At 39.2% G+C, this 21762-nt stretch carries 26 protein-coding genes; 19 read left to right on the top strand and 7 right to left on the bottom strand.

Annotated elements, in window-relative coordinates:
* Positions 1-224: 224 nt before the first annotated feature.
* Complete coding sequence (locus AC3Z9T_RS04445; protein WP_490124990.1) at positions 225-1148, top strand: alpha/beta hydrolase family protein; 924 nt, start codon at positions 225-227, stop codon at positions 1146-1148.
* A 45-nt stretch (positions 1149-1193) separates the two neighbouring features.
* Here AC3Z9T_RS04445 and AC3Z9T_RS04440 read toward each other — a convergent pair whose 3' ends face one another.
* Positions 1194-2432, bottom strand: a complete 1239-nt coding sequence (locus tag AC3Z9T_RS04440; RefSeq protein WP_490124989.1) for a DUF1835 domain-containing protein — start codon at positions 2430-2432, stop codon at positions 1194-1196.
* 167 nt (positions 2433-2599) lie between these two features.
* On the opposite strand from AC3Z9T_RS04440, the gene AC3Z9T_RS04435 reads away from it, so the two are divergent.
* Genes AC3Z9T_RS04435 through AC3Z9T_RS04425 form a run of 3 tightly spaced genes read left to right on the top strand, consistent with a single transcriptional unit; the run spans position 2600 to position 3856 of the window.
* A complete protein-coding gene (locus AC3Z9T_RS04435) occupies positions 2600-2851 on the top strand; it encodes a dihydrofolate reductase family protein (RefSeq protein WP_490124988.1) in 252 nt (83 codons plus the stop codon).
* Between the two features lie 41 nt (positions 2852-2892).
* Positions 2893-3207, top strand: coding sequence for a dihydrofolate reductase family protein (locus AC3Z9T_RS04430; RefSeq protein ID WP_490124987.1), 315 nt, complete (start codon positions 2893-2895; stop codon positions 3205-3207).
* A gap of 43 nt (positions 3208-3250) precedes the next feature.
* A complete protein-coding gene (locus AC3Z9T_RS04425) occupies positions 3251-3856 on the top strand; it encodes a LysE family translocator (protein WP_490124986.1) in 606 nt (201 codons plus the stop codon).
* Here AC3Z9T_RS04425 and AC3Z9T_RS04420 read toward each other — a convergent pair.
* On the bottom strand, positions 3843-4622 hold the full coding sequence (locus AC3Z9T_RS04420) for a GNAT family N-acetyltransferase (RefSeq protein WP_490124985.1): 780 nt from the start codon (positions 4620-4622) through the stop codon (positions 3843-3845). The genes AC3Z9T_RS04425 and AC3Z9T_RS04420 overlap by 14 nt on opposite strands.
* A gap of 167 nt (positions 4623-4789) precedes the next feature.
* Here AC3Z9T_RS04420 and frmR point away from each other — a divergent pair, with 167 nt between their 5' ends.
* From frmR to yqfB, 4 genes are all read left to right on the top strand, one after another.
* Positions 4790-5062: a formaldehyde-responsive transcriptional repressor FrmR gene (frmR, locus tag AC3Z9T_RS04415; RefSeq protein ID WP_490124984.1), complete on the top strand. Its 273-nt coding sequence runs from the start codon at positions 4790-4792 to the stop codon at positions 5060-5062.
* Between the two features lie 18 nt (positions 5063-5080).
* Positions 5081-6193 carry an S-(hydroxymethyl)glutathione dehydrogenase/class III alcohol dehydrogenase gene (locus tag AC3Z9T_RS04410; protein ID WP_490124983.1) on the top strand — a complete coding sequence of 371 codons (1113 nt, stop codon included), beginning with the start codon at positions 5081-5083 and terminating at the stop codon, positions 6191-6193.
* A 221-nt stretch (positions 6194-6414) separates the two neighbouring features.
* A complete protein-coding gene (fghA, locus tag AC3Z9T_RS04405) occupies positions 6415-7245 on the top strand; it encodes an S-formylglutathione hydrolase (protein WP_490124982.1) in 831 nt (276 codons plus the stop codon).
* Between the two features lie 15 nt (positions 7246-7260).
* Positions 7261-7590, top strand: a complete 330-nt coding sequence (yqfB, locus tag AC3Z9T_RS04400) for a N(4)-acetylcytidine aminohydrolase (RefSeq protein ID WP_490124981.1) — start codon at positions 7261-7263, stop codon at positions 7588-7590.
* Here yqfB and AC3Z9T_RS04395 read toward each other — a convergent pair.
* On the bottom strand, positions 7582-8451 hold the full coding sequence (locus AC3Z9T_RS04395) for a LysR family transcriptional regulator (RefSeq protein ID WP_490124980.1): 870 nt from the start codon (positions 8449-8451) through the stop codon (positions 7582-7584). The two genes, yqfB and AC3Z9T_RS04395, sit on opposite strands and share 9 nt — an antisense overlap.
* 105 nt (positions 8452-8556) lie before the next feature.
* Here AC3Z9T_RS04395 and AC3Z9T_RS04390 point away from each other — a divergent pair, with 105 nt between their 5' ends.
* Entirely contained in the window at positions 8557-9483 is a 927-nt protein-coding gene (locus AC3Z9T_RS04390; protein WP_490124979.1) for a DMT family transporter, read from the top strand.
* A 53-nt stretch (positions 9484-9536) separates the two neighbouring features.
* Here the strand turns inward: AC3Z9T_RS04390 and AC3Z9T_RS04385 are convergent, their stop codons facing one another.
* Both AC3Z9T_RS04385 and AC3Z9T_RS04380 read right to left on the bottom strand, forming a co-directional pair.
* Positions 9537-10049, bottom strand: coding sequence for a GNAT family N-acetyltransferase (locus tag AC3Z9T_RS04385; protein WP_490124978.1), 513 nt, complete (start codon positions 10047-10049; stop codon positions 9537-9539).
* Positions 10050-10073: 24 nt separating this feature from the next.
* Positions 10074-10511 (bottom strand): GNAT family N-acetyltransferase, encoded by a 438-nt coding sequence (locus tag AC3Z9T_RS04380; RefSeq protein ID WP_490124977.1) that lies wholly within the window; start codon positions 10509-10511, stop codon positions 10074-10076.
* A gap of 514 nt (positions 10512-11025) precedes the next feature.
* Between AC3Z9T_RS04380 and AC3Z9T_RS04375 the strand changes: the two genes are divergently transcribed.
* The 10 genes from AC3Z9T_RS04375 (at position 11026) to AC3Z9T_RS04330 (ending at position 19184) form a co-directional block, all read left to right on the top strand.
* On the top strand, positions 11026-11352 hold the full coding sequence (locus AC3Z9T_RS04375) for a helix-turn-helix domain-containing protein (protein WP_490124976.1): 327 nt from the start codon (positions 11026-11028) through the stop codon (positions 11350-11352).
* 144 nt (positions 11353-11496) lie between these two features.
* Entirely contained in the window at positions 11497-12012 is a 516-nt protein-coding gene (locus AC3Z9T_RS04370; protein WP_490124975.1) for a fimbrial protein, read from the top strand.
* Positions 12013-12047: 35 nt separating this feature from the next.
* Complete coding sequence (locus AC3Z9T_RS04365; RefSeq protein WP_490124974.1) at positions 12048-12578, top strand: fimbrial protein; 531 nt, start codon at positions 12048-12050, stop codon at positions 12576-12578.
* A 37-nt stretch (positions 12579-12615) separates the two neighbouring features.
* Positions 12616-15120, top strand: a complete 2505-nt coding sequence (locus AC3Z9T_RS04360) for an outer membrane usher protein (RefSeq protein ID WP_490124973.1) — start codon at positions 12616-12618, stop codon at positions 15118-15120.
* A 41-nt stretch (positions 15121-15161) separates the two neighbouring features.
* Entirely contained in the window at positions 15162-15911 is a 750-nt protein-coding gene (locus tag AC3Z9T_RS04355; protein ID WP_490124972.1) for a fimbria/pilus periplasmic chaperone, read from the top strand.
* A gap of 32 nt (positions 15912-15943) precedes the next feature.
* A complete protein-coding gene (locus AC3Z9T_RS04350; protein ID WP_490124971.1) occupies positions 15944-16555 on the top strand; it encodes a fimbrial protein in 612 nt (203 codons plus the stop codon).
* An 11-nt stretch (positions 16556-16566) separates the two neighbouring features.
* Positions 16567-17058 carry a fimbrial protein gene (locus tag AC3Z9T_RS04345; RefSeq protein ID WP_490124970.1) on the top strand — a complete coding sequence of 164 codons (492 nt, stop codon included), beginning with the start codon at positions 16567-16569 and terminating at the stop codon, positions 17056-17058.
* Positions 17058-17570, top strand: a complete 513-nt coding sequence (locus tag AC3Z9T_RS04340) for a fimbrial protein (RefSeq protein WP_490124969.1) — start codon at positions 17058-17060, stop codon at positions 17568-17570. The genes AC3Z9T_RS04345 and AC3Z9T_RS04340 overlap by 1 nt, the downstream gene beginning before the upstream one ends.
* A gap of 9 nt (positions 17571-17579) precedes the next feature.
* A complete protein-coding gene (locus AC3Z9T_RS04335) occupies positions 17580-18125 on the top strand; it encodes a fimbrial protein (protein ID WP_490124968.1) in 546 nt (181 codons plus the stop codon).
* A gap of 54 nt (positions 18126-18179) precedes the next feature.
* The gene (locus AC3Z9T_RS04330; protein ID WP_490124967.1) at positions 18180-19184 is read left to right on the top strand and encodes an MrpH family fimbial adhesin; all 1005 of its coding nucleotides are present in this window, start codon (positions 18180-18182) and stop codon (positions 19182-19184) included.
* 65 nt (positions 19185-19249) lie between these two features.
* Here AC3Z9T_RS04330 and AC3Z9T_RS04325 read toward each other — a convergent pair whose 3' ends face one another.
* A complete protein-coding gene (locus tag AC3Z9T_RS04325; protein ID WP_490124966.1) occupies positions 19250-20239 on the bottom strand; it encodes a D-cysteine desulfhydrase family protein in 990 nt (329 codons plus the stop codon).
* An 18-nt stretch (positions 20240-20257) separates the two neighbouring features.
* The gene (locus tag AC3Z9T_RS04320) at positions 20258-21685 is read right to left on the bottom strand and encodes a Na+/H+ antiporter NhaC family protein (RefSeq protein WP_490124965.1); all 1428 of its coding nucleotides are present in this window, start codon (positions 21683-21685) and stop codon (positions 20258-20260) included.
* Positions 21686-21762: the final 77 nt, after the last annotated feature.

Raw genomic sequence — 21762 nt, 5'->3', positions numbered from 1 at the left:
AACAATAAAATAATAATATGTGGTAACGAGTATGCAAAATTCAGCACACGTATTTAGAGTATATGATTTTAAAACTAGTTAAATCTTAAATTTACTTACAGTTCTGTTTTATTTTAACGTAGTATCACTTATATGGAGTAAAAGCATTTTTGGCGTATATAGAAATAATGTTTTTTCGATACAATGTTATTGTAGGAAAATAACAATAATTAATGGTTAAAAAGATGAAAATATTCTCTATTGCTTTAATTTTAATGACATTTTCTTTGTCTGTGTTTGCAGGCAATGCGCTTGAATTGCAAAGTTTTTATAGTAAATCAGGAAAAGAAATTCATTATTACATCATTAAGAAAAATATACAGTCATCCAATAATTTATTAGTACTAATTCAAGGTTCTGATTGTCAAAGTGTCGTCAACAACGATAGTATGATAAAAAATTTTGGAGCTGCATTTCCCGAAAATGATATTTTATTAGTAGAAAAAACAGGTCTTAATAGCCAAATTGGTAAGGATGGTAAAGAAGTTTCTGCTGAAGATTGTCCTATTGCTTATATGAAAAATGATTCTCCGCTTGAACGAGCTGAAAATTATTTAACCTTGATCGAATACCTTAAAAATAATTATCAGAATATTGTAATTATTGGAGGCAGTGAAGGGGCTGTGGTGACGAATTTAATCATATCTAAAACGGAGCAAATACAAGCCTCTATTTCATTGAATATGGGGGGGCAGTTTTTCATCAATGATGTGATATACAGTATTGAAAAAAGAACCCCCGCAGCAGAAGTGCCTCAATATATTGAAGGTTTTAAACAGTTCGCCAAAGAAGTTGTGCAAAATAAACTTGATGAAGGCCAATTCCCCAGTGAGCATGGCGGTAAATGGTGGCGAGAAATGCTAACCATCAATAATCAAAACCTACTCCGTTCAGTGAAAACACCACATTTAGTGATCCAAACCATGGATGATACGAATGTTGATCCTCACAGCGTAGTCAGTATGATGCGAAAAATGAATAATCAGCAGGTTTATTTTAAGACTTATGAAGGCTTAGACCACTTCTTTATTGATAAAAAAGGTCAGGGGCAAACTGAATTAATCGTTAAAGATATTCAAATTTGGTATCAAATGGTGGGTAATAAATAGTTGAGTTAAGCCTCCATCAAAGTGATTATTGATGGAGGTTTAAGATTAATTGTGAGCGATCAGCTCAAAGCGTTTGCTTATACTCCAATGAGCCTGTTTAGGTTTAAAACTAACACCGCCTATCCAACGAGTTTCTTTAATATAATCTCGTGCATAAACATCCCCATTCAATATTTTTTCACCTATCGGACTGAGTCTTAATGGCCGCTCTACCAAGGGTAATTGAGGTTGTGTTTCTATTAACAAGGGGGTGGATGAAGTGATTAATGGACGCATTAGCTGATAGAACATTAAATCGCCTAAAAATGGCAATGGTTCTCTCTCATGTGTCAGTGCTTTGAATATTTGTTCGAGGCTCGCACTTTGTTTTTCTTGAATATAAGTTAAGGTCAGTTTCTCTGTAAGTGAAAGCCCTGTGGAACTATTAGGATATTCCAGCAACATTCGTTTCAATGCAGCACCTAAATGAGGTAAGCCAGTAAAGCATTGTTGGGCCATTTGTACCAACTGATGCGGTGTTTGTTGCGTAAATGCCTGCCAAACCTGTTTTGCTATAGCGATTTCTGAGGACATAATGGGGCGTCGTTGAGACCAGAGCCACGCTAAAACATCGGGTGAGAGCTGCCCTAAACCAACAAATCGTTCAACACCAGGAATACTGGCAACGTCAATCAGCTCCAATTTTTTTGGTAATTTGTCCAAACTGGAAAGAAATCGAACTAGAAACAATTGATCATAGGGATCTGCCTCACACCAAATAACGATACGTTGTTGGTCAGATAATGTCTTTAAGGCTTGGTATTCTTGATCGAATTGTTGTACGACAGAGGTTAACGGCAAGTTAAAGGTTTCACTGAGATACTGAGTACGTAACGACTTATATTCATTAAAAACAATATCAGGAACGGGCCCCATGCAAAACGGGTCGGTAAATGCGATAAATTGCCCTGAGAAGCCTGCAATACGTAAATTATGTTCAATATCATGTCCACAGCGCCAATGTATAGTTAAATGTTCATGGTCTGCGATGAAACTCGGATTTTGTGCGGAAAATGTGAGTGTATCGACATGAGATTTTAATTTAGGCCAATTCGTAAATCCTAAATCGACAGCAATTAACCATTGAGCTGATGCTAGATTAATAGCAGCACTTGGGTTGAGTTGTTTTAATTTTTCAACCTTTTCTGGAGCGAGCCCTGACTTCATTTGTTGCAGAAGCCTTTTGGCTTGCTTACGAAAAAAAGCAAGGTTAATGAGACCATTACCCATCGGGGATTGAGACATACGAACTCCTTATTTACCTTAATCCGCTTTCAGGTGGGGTCGTATTTTAAATAAGAATGAGTTGTTTCCCTGAGCCGTGCTCTTTCCGCGGATGGAGGCATGGGTATGCACGCGGACAATATAAATAAAAGCGGATTAACAATCAACAAGTACTGGTTATAGCACGCATGGATAACTTAAAATTAGCGATCCCTTTATTATCAGTTTTTATTTGTTATTATCGTGATTTATTAGGGAGAAAGATGAAATTTATCGTTTATATTGCAACTAGCCTTGATGGTTATATTGCTGATAAAAATGGCAATATTGACTGGTTAACCAATATTGATAACCCTGATGGTTCTGATTTTGGTTACGCTGAATTTATGGCTAATATTGATGCTGTTATCATGGGAAAAATACCTTTGAAACGGTTTTAGGGTTTGGTGGTGATTGGCCGTTTGATAAACCTGTATTTGTATTGAGTCAATCATTATCACAGTTACCAGGCTCACTCCCTGAATCGGTAAGATTATTACAGGGAACGCCTCAGCAAATTGAAATTGCGCTTAAAGCTTATAACTTTCAAAGGGTTTATATTGATGGTGGCAAAACAATACAGGCCTTTTTAGCCGCGAATAAAGTTGATGAACTTATCTTGACTCGAGTGCCCGTCTTATTAGGTGATGGTGTGCCGTTATTTAACCAAAATGGCATTAAGTGTAATTACCGTCATGTTAAAACCACTATTTATCTCGATACACTGGTGAAATCGCATTATATAAAGGCTGACTAACAATCTCAATATCACTAGATCACGAAGTAAAGAAGCTAACACAGTGGATATATTTGGATTTATTTTAACGTTATTACCTATCGTTATCTCTCCAGGGGCAAGTTTTGCGATCGCCCTTAATAGCACCTTGAATAGCGGGTTTCGTGGTCTTATTGTGCCTATTGTAGGTACAGGATTGGGGATCTTAACTCATGGCTTATTAGTTGGGCTAGGGGTGACAAAAGTCATTGTTTCTTCCCCTTGGCTATTTAAATTGATTGGTATTTTAGGAACAATTTACTTAGTTTATCTGTCTGTGATGCTAATTTATTCAGGAATGAAAGCATCTAAGCAATCTTTTGGTAAACAGGTGAAAACTGTCACTATAAAAGATGCTTATTTGGCAAACCTACTTAACCTAAAAGCGATTATCCTTTATCTAGTTGTTGTCACTAATTTTGCCGGTACTAACCCAACGCTATTTGATTTTCTATTCCTATCAATCCTTCATATTATCATGATGGCACTTTGGCTGGTATTGTCATGCTGTCTATTAATATTGACATCAACAAAAGTCGATATCGTGAAACTAAAAAAATTCATTAATATTGGTGGTGGAATATCGCTGTTAATTATGACAATAGCCCCTCACTTATTTATTCTACAATAAAGCAATGATATTGAAACAATGGGGTAAAGCCTAATTTTTTATAAATAGATAGTCCATCACTCGATGCTTCTAAAAAGCAAGATTCAACACCTTTCTGCTGACATTCTTTTAACGCATATTTTATCAGATGCGTTGCCAATCCTTTCCGTTGGTATTGGGTGTCTGTACCGATATCATCCAAACGTGCCATTTTGTCATTTAAAGTCAGTGTTAGTGAGCAGACAGGCTGAACGTCCTTTAATAATACATAATGTTGTAGCTGAACATTTCGATCCAATGCTCTTTGGTGATAGCGAATATATTCATTAATCACGGTTAAATCTTCTTCTGTATCATCACTTGGTACGCCAAAAGCACTGTTCAAGGGCTGTGCCCAATCCGTTAAACGCTGACTACATTTTACGATTGTGTATCCTTCGGGGAGGGTACTATCCGCACTTTTTGTAAGTTCTGCTTTAGTTAACATCATCGCTGTCGTTTCTCCATCACTTGGGTATTGACGCTCAATAATGAAGGGCATGACGTGTGGTAAAATATTTTCATGAACCACCAGTACATAAGGTTTGTTCCTTATCGCAAACTGATGATTGGCTGCCGTAAAATCAGCAATTTCAGTGTCTGCATGCAAATAAATAAAACTAAAAGCAGGGATTGGTAACTCAGAAAAATAAGCGGTTGTTGCCTTACCAAATTGCATAGTCTCTTGGCAGATAGCCGACCAAAAATGTTGTTCCTGCTGATAGAAGTTTATTTCGTTGTTATTCATTGTATTTACTCTAAAAAATCAATATGGCGCTAGTGTATAAAAAACCGACTATTGTTAATAGTGTTACTTAAATAGAGAGCATTTTCGAACCATTATGGTGCTAATTCTGTACAGATTATCTTATTAATACTATACTCCCCCTATGTATATTATCGGTGCTAACTATCATGCCTCATTCTCCTAAAGAAAAAAAAGCTGTTTTGACTCGAGTCAGAAAACTAAAAGGTCAGTTACAGGCTCTGGAAACCGCATTAGAGGATGAAGTGGAATGTGGCGCTGTCTTGCAACAAATTGCTGCTATTCGAGGTGCAGTGAATGGCTTAATGGCTGGGGTGCTAGAAAGCCATTTACGCGAAGGGTTGCAAGAGTCTGCAACAACACAAGTCCAGAAAGAATCTGTTGATGATGCTATTTCACTTATTCGCACATACCTGCGTTAATAATAAAAAGGGTTAATTATGAAATCACGTGCAGCGGTGGCATTTGGCCCCGGAGAACCACTGAAAATTGTTGAAATTGATGTGATGCCACCTCAAGCGGGTGAGGTACTTGTCAAGATCAGCCACACAGGGGTTTGCCATACTGACGCTTTTACATTATCAGGGGAAGATCCTGAAGGGTTATTTCCCGTTGTTTTAGGCCATGAAGGTGCGGGTGTTGTGGTCGAAGTTGGCGAAGGGGTAACTAGCGTGAAACCTGGCGATCATGTTATTCCTCTATATACTGCTGAATGTGGTGAGTGCTTGTTCTGTAAATCAGGCAAAACTAATCTATGTGTTTCAGTGCGTGCAACGCAAGGGAAAGGTGTGATGCCTGATGGCACAACACGTTTTTCTTATAATGGCCAGCCGCTATATCACTATATGGGATGTTCAACGTTTAGCGAATATACGGTTGTCGCTGAAGTTTCATTAGCAAAAATTAATCCAGATGCTAATCACCAAGAGGTATGCCTATTAGGTTGTGGTGTGACTACAGGTATTGGTGCCGTTCATAATACTGCTAAAGTACAGGAAGGCGATTCAGTGGCGGTCTTTGGACTTGGTGGCATTGGTTTAGCGGTCATTCAAGGTGCAAGGCAAGCTAAAGCAGGGCGTATTTTTGCTATCGATACTAACCCAACAAAATTTGAATTAGCTCGTCAATTTGGAGCTACGGATTGTTTAAACCCTAACGATTTTGATAAGCCTATTCAGCAAGTGATCATTGAAATGACTGAATGGGGGGTTGACCATACCTTTGAGTGTATTGGTAATGTGAACGTAATGAGAGCCGCATTAGAAAGTGCGCATCGTGGTTGGGGTCAATCAATCATCATTGGTGTGGCGGGAGCAGGGCAAGAAATATCGACTCGGCCATTCCAGTTAGTCACAGGGCGCTCATGGCGAGGTACTGCTTTTGGTGGTGTGAAAGGTCGTAGTCAGCTTCCTAGTATGGTTGAAGATGCCATGAAAGGTGATATCGAACTTAAACCTTTTGTTACGCACACGTTACCTTTAGATAGCATTAATGAGGCTTTTGATTTAATGCATGAAGGCAAATCAATCCGTACAGTTATCCATTACGATTAATTTTAAAAGCCCAAATTATTGGGCTTTTAGGTGTTGACGAAGCGGGATAAAAGCGTGGTTTTCCCCGCTTCGTGTTATCAGCTGAAAATCAATAAATTGATTTTCCTCGTTTATTTCAAAAACCTTAACGATCGCAGACAAACAAAATACGTTTGTCAGCAGTCTGAAAGTCCAAATTATTGGGTTTTCATGATTTAAATTTCTATTTGGAGTCTGCATACATGGAAAGAATTGAACGCCATGCTTGTTTCGGCGGTTGGCAAGATATTTATCAACATCACTCAGCGGTTTTAAATTGTACAATGAAGTTTGCCGCTTATTTACCTTCTGATGTAACAGATAAACAATATCCGGTTATTTATTGGCTTTCAGGGTTAACTTGTAACGAGCAAAATTTTATTACTAAAGCAGGTGCTCAGCAATTTGCGTCTGAACATGGCGTTATTATTATTGCGCCTGATACCAGCCCTCGAGGGGAGCAAGTCGCTGATGACGATGCGTATGATCTTGGTCAAGGTGCCGGTTTTTATCTCAATGCGTTAATGACACCTTGGCAAGGCCATTACAATATGTATGACTATATTGTTGATGAATTACCTGCATTGGTTGAGGCCCATTTACCTGCAAATGATAAGAGAGCAATTTGTGGTCATTCAATGGGGGGACATGGTGCATTGATGATCGGGTTGCGTAATCCAGAGCGTTATAGCAGTATCTCTGCGTTTGCGCCTATCGTGGCACCAACACAGGTTCCTTGGGGGCAAAAGGCATTTGCTGCGTATTTAGGGGAAGATAAGTCACTTTGGTCTCGTTATGATACTGTTAGTTTATTAAATGAAATACAAGTGACGCAACCTATGTTAGTTGACATAGGTACCAGTGATCCCTTTTATAAAGATCAGTTAAAACCTGAATTATTTGCTGAAGTGTGCCAACGAAAACGTCATGATCACACCTTAAACTTACGTGATGGTTACGATCACAGCTATTATTTCATTGCCAGTTTTATTGGTGAACATATTGCATTTCATGCACAATATCTGAAAAGTTGAATGACAGGATTTATTATGAACAACGTACCCGATACGATTACCTTTTTTGAGCGCTTGCTGCCACTGGTCACTTCTGGCGAAAAAGTGATCACAATTCGCGATAAAAGTGAAAGCTATTATGTACCGGGTACGGTTGTGAAAGTTTTTGCTCTAGAAACAGGGAAGTTCTATACCAATATTGAAATCCTTTCTGTTGAAGCTATTTGTTATGATGACATTTCGGATTACCATGCGGAGCAAGAAGCAATGACGCTTGATACATTAAAAACACTGATCCGTGAAATCTATCCGACTGAACAATCTTTATTTGTGATCCATTATCGCTTACTCAAAGACTTAACCTAAATAAACGGATTTAGCCAGTTTTATAAACGCTTTGGTTGCTGGTGAGATGTCACTTTCATTGATGACAGCAAAGGCAACCGTACGAGTGACTTTAGGACTAAGTGGTTTTATCACAATATTATTTGAGTTAGGGGGGATGGCCAACTGAGCGACAATGGATACAGCATCTCCCCGACTGACTAATGCAAAAGTACTGAGCAATTGTCGAGTTCGAAATTGAACTTTAGGCATGAGTTTTTGTGCATGAAAAAGATCCATAACTGTTTTACCCGATCCAGCTTCTGTGAGGTTAAAAGGATATTGACATAATTCTTTGAGGTTAATTGAATCTTTTTCTGCTAAAGGGTGCCCCAGAGGGAGTATTGCCACCATTTGATCTTCTATTGCTTTAAAGGTCTCAAACCGTTCGTCAGGTAAGATCACAAATCCAACATCAACTCGCTTTTCTAATAGCCAACGCGTAACACTTTCATCATCCCCTTCATCTACGATGATATTAATCAAAGGGCATTGCTGACGAAATTTTTTCAGTAATGGCGGTAAAATACCTGAAGACGACCCTGGGCCAAATGAACCAATACGTAAAACGCCTTTTTTTAGCCCATTTGCGGCTTGCGCTTCCTGTTTCATCGATTCATGAATATTCAACATGTGTTGAGCCTTGGCCAATAATATCTCACCAATTTCTGTCACTGTGATTTGGTTTTGCTCCCGCGTAAATAAAGACACATTTAGGTCGTTCTCAAGTGCTTTTATCGCGTGAGAAACTGCAGATTGAGAGATATTCAATTGCATTGCTGCAAGGGTGAAGCTTTTTAATTCTGCGACTAGGGTGAAGATTTCAAGTTGGGTGAGGGTCATGAGTATTGACTCATTTGTCTATGAAGATGAATAAGTAATAACTTATCTATTGTTATCTGTCTAGTCGTTGTTAGTTTTTAACAGAACTGTTCAATAAGGAATTTTATGGCCAATAGTCGTGTCATGCGCTCAACGCTGTCAGTGAATTACACTTTTATTCAATTAACATTAGTATCAGTATTATGGGGTGGGACCTTTATTGCTGGGCGATATATTCAATCTGAAATCCCCCCATTACTTTCAGCGACTATTCGTTTTATTTTAGCGTCCGCTGCGTTAGTTTTTGTTTTAAGCTGTAGCAAAATAGGTTGGAAAAGGGTGTCTTTCAAACAATTTATGCAGATTGCTATTTTAGGTTTATCAGGAGTTTTTGTTTATCAATTATTATTTTTTTATGGATTACAAATCATTCCAGCCTCACGGGCTGCTCTGTTGGTAGCGATTAACCCTGCCATGATTGCATTGATATCATTTTTAATTTGGCGTGAAAAAATTTCTATCAGCAAAAGTATTGGCATTATTTTATGCGTATTGGGTGCGTTTATTTTGTTATCAGATAAAACATCTAGCATAGAAGGTTTTATGACTAATAAAGGTGATATGGCTATTTTAGGCTGTGTGATTAGCTGGGGGATCTATACTGTTGCAGGTAAACATGTGATTCGGCAAATTGGTGCATTGCATACGGTCACTTATGCCATCCTTTTTGGAACGCTATTGTTGATAATTTGCATGGTATTCTCTGATGGATTAACCCGAGTCAATATCTCAAAACTTAATATGGCCGATCTTGTGAGTTTAAGTTATTTAGGAATATTAGGATCTGCGGTAGCATACGTTTGGTACTATCAAGGCGTTGATAAAATTGGTGCTGCTAATGCGGGGGCATTTATTGCGTTAAATCCATTAACCGCAGTGATTGCAGGGAGCTTATTATTGGATGAAAAAATCAGTGCCATGGTGTTGTTTGGTGGAGGTTTAATTATTGTTGGGATCTTGATTGCGAATAAACGCATTAAGACACTTAGTTAATGACAGCGAATAAACCTTACGGGCAGGATAGGGTTTATTCACTTAATCATTTATTACAGCGTCTTACTCATAATAAACTCAAGAGTTTGTTGGGTCTTACTGGTAAACATCACTTCTTTGACTTTTTGCATGCCATTAGCTTGATAGAAGCCAAGAGCAGCAGTATTTTGGGCTAAGACATCTAGCCATAAAAGCGAGTCATTGTGTTGTTTTGCTAAGGCTTCTATCTGACCAAATACTGTTTTACCCATCCCTTTACCTTTTGCATCGGGTAAAAAATAGATTTTATTCAATTGTGTGCCGTAGATAGACTCATCAGGGATCTGCGCATGGTAAGTGAGTTTTACTAAACCAATAGGTTGAGGGTTGTTAATCACAAACCATTCTACATTGGATTTTTGTATATCTGCACTGATCCGTTGAGGAGAGTATTCTTCATCAAGATAATTGGCCAATTCTTCAGCATCCAGCCACAGTTTAGCAAAATGATGACGATAGCTTTCTACTCCTATATTGCGGAGTAGTTGAAGATCTCGTTCCGTTGCTTTTATAAGGGATACATTCATAAAGAGCAGCCTTGTAGTGTGTTGTTATAAATTAATGATGGCTAACATTTCTTCACCATCTTCATCTAAGCCTGTTTCTATGAAACCAAATGATGAATAGAACGATTTAGCAATATGGTTATTGGGGTCGTAACAAATTTCAATTTCTTTTAATTGTTTATCTTGCTTAATTTCTGCTAAAGCGAGGTACATTGCTTGTCGGCCAATACCTTTGTGTTGATGATTTTTATCCACCATAAAACGCCAAATAGCGATTTTTTGGCTTGATACAGGTACCCACATAAAGAAACCGACAGGGAGATCCTTTAAATAAATAGCCCTAGCTGTATATTCGGGATTATAGGCAGCTTCAAGCATTGACCAAGTATTCGATGCAACAAAGTCCTCCTGATCATCAAAAACATCTAATAAAGAAACAGCCTCATAATTATCTTTTGTAATTTCACACAGATGAATGCTCATAGCCTCCCCCTTGAAGTATGACGAGTATATACAATTCAGCATAAGCTGCCTATGACGAGTGATATATAAAGCATTTTTGACGCGAATGCGAAAAGAAAAAGTAATAAATAATTTATTACTTTTTCTTACCTATTCTAATATTGATATATCAAAAAATTAATGTCAGTTTCATATGATAATCTCAAACTGAATTCCACTCTAAAATGGAATGTTGAATATTGTAGTTATAGATTTAAATAACAAAAGGCATGTCATTTTAGGTGAAATATAGTACCTTAAAATCACTTATTACGAGTATTTACAACTTTTATTACCTTCTAACTCAAACAGTCATAATGAGATATATATAACTCATTGTTATTAATATGATTATTTTTTATATCTCTGAGGTATTTAATTTTCACTTTGATTACAATTTTTACGGGTATTTAAATAATAAATTAACTTTGTATAATTATCGCATCAAAAGGAAGCCATAAGCATCAGTATTAAATGTCAGAGATGGAGACACTATATGCATATAGAAAAATTGAATTATTCTATCGCCAATAATGGTAAGTCCATCACAAAGATAGTTGGTGCATCCATGAAAAGAGCGAGAAGGGAAAAAGGATTGTCTGGATATGAAATAGCAGTCAGATTAAATATATCACAGCAACAAATCTCTAGATATGAAAGAGGGATTAATCATATCAGTGTTGATATGTTATTTAATTTCATGCTTGCATTAGATATTAGCTATGAAATTATACTGCAATATGTTTTGGAAGAAATGAAATCAAGTGATATGTATGTCTTAGATATTAACAATGCTAGTCAGGGTAATTTTTTAATTATCTAATTCTTCGTTGTTATTTAGCCCACATGTAAGAATAAACATAATATTCACATTGGATGTTATGTTTATTTTCTCACTGGAAAATAAAACGAAACAATATCCATTATTGTAATGGGTGTCTATTATCTTATTTTTATAGAGGCAGTTATGAATAAAAAAATTATTTTAGCAGCATTAATTTCTGGTGTAATGAGTTCATCTGTTTTAGCAGCAGGAAGTGGTACTGTAACTTTCCAAGGTGAAATTATTGATGCGCCATGCGGCATTAGTGCTGATACTGTAAATCAAATTGTACCTATGGGGAAAATCGCGAATGCTACGTTAGCGGACGGTGGTAAATCTACAGCTCAAAACTTTGATATTCAATTAGTTGATTGTGATGTCAGCACATTGAAAACGGTAGATGTTTCTTTTACTGGTGGTGCAATTGGTACTGATAGTGACATGCTGGCACTTCAAGGCTCAGCATCAGGCGCAGGTATTGTAGTGAAAGGCATGAATGGTGAAAAAGTTAAATTTGATGGCTCTGCGGTAACCAGCCAAAATCTGCAAGCAGGTCGTAATACACTGAATTTCTCTGCGTATTTGCAGGGGCTAAGTGGTGAAGATATTGTTCCAGGTGATTTTACAGCCGTATCTAATTTCTTATTAGAGTACAAATAAGACTTAATATTTAATTTTGAGAACAGGACTTCAGCATGAAAGAAAATATGTATTTTACCACCATGGCCTTCTTGATTTCTGGAGTCCTTTCATTTGCATATGCTGATGAAGGAACGGGACTATTAACTATGCAAGGAGAGATCACCGATGCAGCATGTGCAATTGCAACCGGCTCGCAAGAACAATCTATTGATTTAGGAACAGTTCCCATAAATTTAATTAAACAAGATGGCAAGGGCCCAGTGAAAAGTTTTTCGATTCATCTGATTAATTGCAATCTAATAAGATATAACAGTGAAAACCAATTATGGAATGCAATTGAATTCACTTTTGATGGCCCATCTGAAAATAATATTTTTTCAATTAATGGTGATGCTAGAGGAGTGGGGCTATCGCTAAGTAATCCAAATGATATTAATATTGTTCCCGGTAGGCCAGTATCGAAAATAGATATTATCCCACCATCAATGAGATTGGATTACCAAGTGAGATTAGTTTCGAATGCAAAGCCATTACACTCAGGGTTTTATCAATCAGCCATTCGATTCAAGCTTGAATATTATTAAAAATCATTGATGAAACTATTTAATTAGGGATGCTTATATGTCTTCATATAGATTGGTTTTCTATCGGCCAAATATTATTTATTTGTCTATTGCATTTGCTTTGAATATTTACGCTATAAATGTGACTGCTAGTAATAATATTGAATTTAACACTGATGTATTAGATGTTGAAGATAAAAAGAATATTAATTTAAATCATTTCTCTCGTGCTAATTTTATTATACCGGGTAGTTATTCGTTGACATTAAAAATTAATGGTGATGAGTTATCAGAAATTCCTGTTAAATTTATTGTGCCTTTACATGATCCTGAAGGAAGTGAGCCATGCCTTTCGCCAGAAGAAACGCAAAAGATAGGATTAACTGAAGAAGCTTTTAATACTCTGACATGGTGGAATGATAACCAATGTGTCGATCCTAATAGTTTATCTGGCATGTCAATTACAGGGGATTTATCGACATCATCTTTAAATGTGAGTGTTCCACAAGCTTATTTAGAATATACCGCACCTAACTGGGATCCGCCTTCTCGTTGGGATGACGGTGTTCCTGCAATCTTGCTAGATTACAATTTAAATGCGACAGCGAATCATTCCTATAACAATGGGAACGATGTTTATTCATTAAATGGTAATGGGCTTGTTGGTGCAAATACAGGTGCATGGCGTTGGCGCGCAGAGTGGCAAAGCCGTTTAAACCATAGCACCCAGTCACATGACAAAACCAATAAAGATTTTCGTTGGAACCGTTTTTATACCTATCGCGCCATTCCATCATTACAGTCAAAACTCACATTGGGTGAAGATTACCTACAATCTAATATTTTTGACAGCTTCCGTTTTATTGGCGGTAGCTTGCGTTCGGACATCAATATGATGCCGCCGACTTTGCGTGGCTATGCACCAGAGGTGACTGGGATCGCACAAACTAATGCGACAATAATAATCAGTCAGCAAGGACGAACTATTTACGAAACACAGGTCGCACCGGGTCCATTTCGTATTCAAGACTTGAGTGATGCTGTTTCAGGCAAGCTTGATGTCACTGTAAAAGAACAAGATGGTTCTACTCAGCAATTTCAAGTGGATACAGCAAATTTACCCTTTTTAACTCGACCTGGACAAGTGCAGTATAAGTTAGCGCTAGGGCAACCAACAGATATCGATCGACATAGCCAAGGTGACAGTTTTGCAACTGGGGAGTTCTCTTGGGGGGTTGCTAATGGTTGGTCTTTATTTAGTGGAACGCTGAATAGCCAAGACTATAATGCGCTTTCGCTAGGTGTTGGACGTGACTTACTCAGTTGGGGAGCGATTTCAGGGGATATCACGCACGCTATCACTAAGCTACCCGGTGAAGAGCGTATACATGGTGGCTCTTATCGAGTGAATTATTCAAAACGTTTTGAAGCCATCGATAGCCAAATTCAGTTTGCAGGTTACCGCTTTTCTGATCGTAACTACATGACGATGTCTGATTATCTCAGCGCTAAACAATATGGCGAACGTTACGGTAGTAGCAAAGAACAATATACCGTATCCATGAGTAAGAACTTTAGTGATGTTGGTGCATCGGTTTACCTTAATTACAGCCATCAAACTTTCTGGGATCGCCCTGATAATGATTATTACAGTGTTATGGCATCCAAATATTTTGATATTGGAATGGTGAAAAATGTCAGCCTAACAATCTCGGCAAATCGTAGTATTTATCAAGAACGTCATGATGATAGTGGTTATTTGTCAATCAATATTCCATGGGGTAGTGGTGTACAAATCGGTTACTCACTTGATACCAATCGCCATGATACAACCAACCGCGTGACGTACTACAACAGTACTGATGAACGTAATAGCTATCAGCTGAGTGTAGGAAGCAGCCGCAAAGGATTGACGAGTAGCGCATTTGTCACTCATCAAGGCGATCTCGCTCGTATTACTGGTAATGCCAGTTATATGAATGGCCAATATAGTGCTGTTGGTGCTTCCTTTAATGGTGGTTTAACGCTAACACCGAATGGTGGTGCACTTCATCGTATGAATGCAATGGGAGGAACCCGTTTATTAGTCGATACCGATGGCATTTCTGATGTTCCAATCAAAGGTTACAACAGCCCAATAACATCAAACAGGTTTGGTAAGGCGGTGGTGACTGATCTTAGCAGCTACTATCGCAATAAAGCCAGTATCGACCTTAATGCCTTACCAGATGATGTTGACGCTCAGCAATCTGTCGTTCAAGCCACTTTAACCGAAGGCGCCGTCGGTTACCGAAAATTCTCTGTCATTTCAGGGCAAAAGAGAATGATGGTGATCCGCTTGGATAATCATTCTTATCCACCATTTGGCGCACAAGTCTTTAACCAAAAAGGGCAAGAAGTCGGCATCGTCGGTGATTCAGGCAGCGCTTACGTGAGTGGGATTAATGCAGGTGAAGTGATGAGTGTGCGCTGGGGAGAGGATGTGCAATGCCAAATGGCTTTCCCTGCGCAGCTCCAGAACAGTGAACACGCTTTGTTATTGCAGTGTCGTGAGCAACCGTAATGCCCATAATAATCATTTATATATAGAAAGGTAACGATCAAATGAAACTAAATTCCAAATTTATTGCATGGGTTGGGCTAACCAGCTGTGTGTTATCAAGCACGCCTGTTTTTGCTGCGATTTCGATGGATCGAACACGCGTCATTTTTGATGGCACACAGAAATCAGTATCATTAAATATTTCGAATAATAACAAGCAACTTCCTTATTTGGCACAAGGCTGGATTGAAAATGAAAAAGGCGAAAAAATAACATCTCCACTCATTGTGTTACCACCGATCCAGCGCATTGAGCCGGCGAAATCAAGCCAAGTCAAAATTGAGGCATTACCTGCAATTGGCTCATTACCGAAAGATAGAGAGTCATTGTTTTACTTTAATCTACGGGAAGTTCCACCTAAAAGTGATAAGCCCAATACATTACAAATTGCTCTACAAACACGCGTCAAACTTTTTTATAGACCTAAAGCCATTATTTCTAGGCCAAATACTGCACCTTGGCAAGAGAAACTCACCTTACTCAAACAGGGTAATAGCGTAACAGTAAACAATCCAACACCTTACTATGTCACGGTTATTGAAGCAGGTGAAAGTAATAAGTCTACGCCAATTAAAGATTTTAAACCGATTATGTTAGCGCCTTTTAGTGAGCAAGTTCTTAGCGTTACTGCTAACCAACTGGGTAATACTCCCGTGCTCACGTATGTCAATGATTATGGTGGTCGCCCCAATCTTATGTTCAATTGTCAAGGAAGCACCTGCCATGTTGATCCAAAAGCAACAGAAAAATAGGGCGATTGGTGTTTATGAAAGAGGGTAACTCAATGACTTTACAAAAACGATTAGCAGCCTATTGGTTGTTATTTGCTGGGGCTCCATTGGTATGGGCTGCTGATGAAAATACGCAATTGTATAACCCAACGGATAATTGGAACGTCGATGGTCAATATGGGGTGTTGTATGTCAGTGGTTCTTTATCGGAAAGCCCATGCCGTTTAGCAATGACATCTGAATACCAAGCTATCAATATGGGTAATTTTGAAACTAGCCAACTTAAATATATTGGTGCAAAAGGGCGAGCAGTGCCTTTTCAAATAGAGTTATTAGATTGTATATCTCACCCAACTACACTGCTTAATGAAAGAACTGGGCAAACGGCATGGAGTAGCTCTCAGCCAGCGGTAAAAATTCGCTTTGTTGCGCCAGCAGCTGAGGAAATGCCTAATCTAGCTTTAGTTGAAGGTACTGAAGGATTTGCATTGCAGCTCAGTAATGCATCGGGTGCTGCGCTGTCTTTAGGGGAAAGTAGTAACCCTGTGTTATTACCATCGGGTCAAAGCCAGCTGACCTACTATGTTTCACCCGTCAGAACGGGGTCACCATTGATGGCAGGCGCATACCATGCCGTGATCTCATTTCAGATGCTCTATGAATAGGAGCCTTGATAATGAAAAAAACGGTTATTTATAAGATTAGCTGTTTGCTTTGTAGCATTTTGTTAATGAGTGCCAATACGAATGCAGAAACTTATACATTAACGATTAAGGTCAACGTTTTACAGCAAACCTGCACGGTGAATCAAAATCAAACGATTACCGTTGATTTTCCTGACATGGTGATTAAAAACATTGATGGGCAACGCTATGAAACGTCGATCCCCTATATATTGGCTTGTGACGGCTCAGCTAATAACCCTGCATTGAAAATTAAATTTGGTGGGACTCCTGCGGTTTTTAACGCTCAGTATCTTGAAACTTCAGAGAATGATTTAGGACTTGAGATCCGTATTAATGGCGCTGCAACCGCGCCAGAGCGTTGGGTGGATTTTCACTTCAACGCATTGCCCAAATTAACCGCAGTACCGGTATTAAAAACAGGTGGTTCTGTGAATGCCGGGGTGTTCAATGCATCGGGCACATTGAGTGTGGAGTATTTATAATGAGCAAACAACTGCTGGCCTTTGTGATAGGGGCCTATATGTTGCCTGTGCTAGGCAATACGGTAGATGTGAAGTTTAAAGGAACATTACTTGAGAGCCCTCCTTGTGATGTCTATGGCGACAAAGGGATTAATCAGTCAATTCAGGTCGATTTTGAAGATATTGGTGTTAATAAAATTAATGGTATCGATCATCAACGGCCTTTTACCTTGAATATTGATTGCCGCAGTTATGCATCACGACCGACATCTTTAGTATTGGCTTATAGTGGTGATACCGCCAATAGCTTTGATAACAACGCATTACAAGCTGATGTAACCGGTCTCGCAGTTCGTTTATATCGCAATACTAATGGCAGCGTTGTCGCACCAAATAGCCATTTTAATTTTAATTTACCGAGCAATGGTTATACAACACTGAGTTTTTATGCGGTACCTGTTAAGGATCCACGTGTGAATTTACAAGAAGGTCCTTTTGAAGCCATTGCGACTATCGCGTTGCAATACCCCTAAGGAGGAACAATGAAACAGGTTTATATTTTTTTAGGGGTAAGTTTATTGATAGGGCTTTTTTCTGCCAATGTATGGGCAGCAGCCAATACCAGCCAAGTGACCTATGGTGGTACATTAATCGCAGAGCCTTGTGAAATTGTGCCAGAATTTGAGAATTTTTCTGTCGAATTTAATAGCATCTCAACCAAAGAATTGTATTCCAATAGCCGGATTTTAAGTAAGGAGTTTGAATTTCAATTGAAGGATTGTGACGCCTCAATTGCAAATTCGGTCACGGCTCTCTTTAGTGGCAACGCCACGTCGGATGGGCTGTTAGAGTTTGATGCTCATAGTGAAGCATCTGGAGCTGCAATTGGCATTGAAACCTTAAGTGGTGTAAAACTCCCGTTGAATCCAACTAGTGGTTCATCTTACCCATCACAGCCAATAAAGAACGGCGCGATGACGATCCGTTTACGTGCCTATCTTCAAGGAAAAGCCTCGGCGGTTGCTAATAACAGCATCACCCCCGGTAATTTTTTTGCCACCATGACATATACCCTAAGTTACCAATAAGTGGCTGAAATATCGCTGCAACGGGCCAATCATTCAGTTTAAATCGAGGATCATATGAAACACATATGGGGTCACTGTTTGTTTAAAAACATGCTGTTATTGAGTGTGTTGTTAATATTATGCACTAAAAGTTTCGCGTCAGTTCCTTGGGTAAATACGCAGTGGATCAGTCTCAACAGTTATGAGGTAAGGATCCCTTGGAACTCAGGGCGTTGCTATAACCCTCAAAATCTAACGACAGGAACTTGCTACAATACCAATATTTCCTCATATCGATTATTCATTTATGCGCCAGTGGATGAGTTTCCATGGATGAAGACGGTCAATCAATGTACTGTAGAACTTGAAATATCTGTGTTACTAAAAAGCCCTGTCTATGATAGATACGGTGCGTTGATCCTGACACCACCACCATCAGGAACACAGTACATTAATTCGTCTGGGGCGCTTAATCATTCCTTTTATCGGTATACAGCTAATCGTAATTGTGAGAGTGTTTTAAATGATTTGTCATTATTTCAAATGTCGGGTACGACAGGAAAAGGCCAAGTTGCGCCGCCAGATAGTTCACGGCCACAAAGTGCCAGTGATTTTAGCCGAATATGTTGGCAGGTAAGGGTTTTCGGTGCAAACAATACATCGTCACCTCTGGTTGCTAATAATGGATTAGGTGATTGCACGCGCCCAACACCCGAAATACCGATCGCATGTACATTTGAGGTATCAACCTTATTAGATCACGGAACGGTAGCATCTAGCCAACTTAATGGACATAAAGCCAGCGCAACGGGTTATGTGACCTGTACTGGTGATACCAAGGTGACGACCCAATTATTGGGCAACGGCACGACTAGCCATACCGATCTTGCTCCAGGTCTGTATTCAGAAGCAAAAGTCTGTGCAGATAACACTTGTTCTTCAGGCAGTGAAAGATACACCATTAATACTGCGATGAATGTAAAAACCCCTTTTAATGTGGAATCGATCTTACATAGTTCAGGGAACATTGCTGCTGGGGCGTATGAGGGAACTGTTGTATTAATAACCAGCATGTTTTAAAGCGTATTTTTAGATGGAAAACGGCTCACTTTAATGATTGTGAGCCGTTTTGCTATTTTATTTAATTAGCTAATCGATTTACTGACTTCAGGGTAGGCAAACAGTGCAGGTGAACCACCGGTGTGAACAAAAAGCACCGGTGTTTTTTCATTAGAATTTTCTAAATAGCCAATTAAGCCTGCCATGGCTTTCCCTGTGTAAACAGGATCTAACAAAATACCTTCACTACGAGCCAGTAAAGTGATTGCATTTAAACCAGCGCGATTTGGCATACCATAGGCTGGCTCAAAGAAGCTGTCCCACAAATGGACTTCTGGGGTTTTTACAATCGCCAGTAATTCAGCCAATTCACGCTGAATTTTCTCAACTTTTGGCGCTTGATCTTGCTTGAAACGTGACACGGTAACGCCAACAACTTGTGAGCGCGGGAGAAGCTCTTGTAAGCCAATCGCGAGGCCTGCATGAGTTCCTGCACTGCCAGAAGCCACAACGACTTTATCAAATTCAACTTGTAGTGGTTTTTGTTGGGCGATTTCGATGGCGCATTGCACATAACCCAATGCCCCAAGTGCATTCGATCCACCAACAGGTACAATATAAGCATCTTCTAAATCTAAAGATTCAATCAGCTGTTCCATTTGTGCCTGTGGATCGGTCAATGCATCACACATCACCGATTCTGTACCAAATAAATCAGTGAGTAATTTATTACCATTATGGAGGAAATTAGGCTCATCGCTTTGAATGGGGTTTTCAAGCAAGGCAATGCATCTTAAACCGTACATTGCCGCGATCGCCGCAGTCTGGCGAACATGGTTAGATTGGATGGCACCCGCAGTTACAATAACTTTGGCTCTCTTTTCTAACGCATCAGCAATCAGAAACTCTAATTTACGTAACTTATTGCCTCCCATTGCAAGCGATGAAATATCATCTCGTTTGATATATATCTCGCGTCCATAAACACGAGATAGATTTTCAAGTCGTTCAAGTGGAGTCGAGACTTTATTTAAACTCACCTTGGCGAAATGTGCTAATTTTTGTTGCAGTGACATTGTGGACTCCCTCGAAAATTAATGTGAAAAACCTAAGTACAAATAAATAGCAAGAACCATGCTGGCAGTGACTAATGCATAAGGCATTTGTGTACGAATATGTTCAATATGATCACAATCTGTTGCCATTGAGGCGACAATTGCATCCGCTGAGATAGGAGAGGTCATATCACCAAATATTGAGCCTGAGATGGCGGCACCAATCATATATTCAACTGGCATGTCAACAGAGATACCGAGCTGAACACCGATTGGGATCATAATAGCAAAGGTGCCCCATGAAGTGCCTGTTGCTAATGACATAATGGCACTGATGATGAAAATAAAGCCAATTGAAAAGCCTGGCGCCATTACACCTTGCGTGACTTCAGCAATATAGGCTCCTGTGTTAAGTTCAGCTGAAACATTGCCCATTAAGAAAGCGAGGATCATGATTGAGCTGATTTTCAACATATTGGCATAACCAATAAACAGCTCTTTAAAGAAACTGTCGATATTTAATAAGCGACGACCAATAAACCAGCAAAAAGAAACCACAGTACCAAACATGACACCCCAATAAACGGATGTGGAACCACTACCTTTGCTGAAATCGCCATCACCGGTAATGTACAGTGCAACAGGCACCATCAAGACGGTAGATAGAATAGGGATAAAAAAGTTTAAAACGGAGTGCGCATTTGGATGGTCAATGATTTCAGCTTCATCGTCGGTTTGGCTGTGTTGAGATACCGCCCCCGCAGAATGGTTAGCTTGATATTGCGTTTCTGCTTTTTTCATCGGCCCCCAAGAGATATTGCTAAACACATAGAATAGGATAGTGGCTAAAGAGAGCCATGCCATCAAATTGTAGCCAAGAGATTTAATTAGAATATCAAAGGGTTCACCACTAATCAGTCCTTGTGAAATTTGTACACCAATCAACCCCATAATGACCGCACCCCAGCCATTAATCACTGCGGAAGAGCACACAGACACGCAAGCCGTTTGGATGATATAGGACATTTTTTCGGGAGCGACAGCATACTTGCGGGCTAAATTCTTGGTTGATGCGCCGGCCACTAACTGGTTAATAGAGCTTTCGATAAAGATCAGTGATGTGATAACAATGGCTAATAGTTGGGTTGTTACACGGTTTTTTACCAGTTTAGTGCGATTAGACAGTAGCTGAACGAGTGCTCGCACACCGCCTGTCACGACGACTAAACGCATGATACCGCCAATCATTACCATAAAAACGATGGTGCGGGTATTACCGGGGGAGGCAAAGGTATCAATAATGCCATCAACGGTGCCTTTAACACCCAGTAAAATATTGTGATCATGAATAACCGTAAAGCCAACCAAAATCCCTAACATAAGTGAAAGCATCACTTGCCGAGTGAGGATTGCCAAAAGAATAGTGACAATGGGTGTGATGATTGTCCAGATGCCATAGTCCTGCATGTGTTTACCTATTACTTTAAAATTATAATTGTCGAAAAATCATAGCACTAATAGATAGGATAAATGAACATATATAT

The sequence above is a fragment of the Providencia sp. 6390 genome (assembly GCF_058148425.1).
This window is presented reverse-complemented; position numbering and strand designations above follow the sequence as displayed.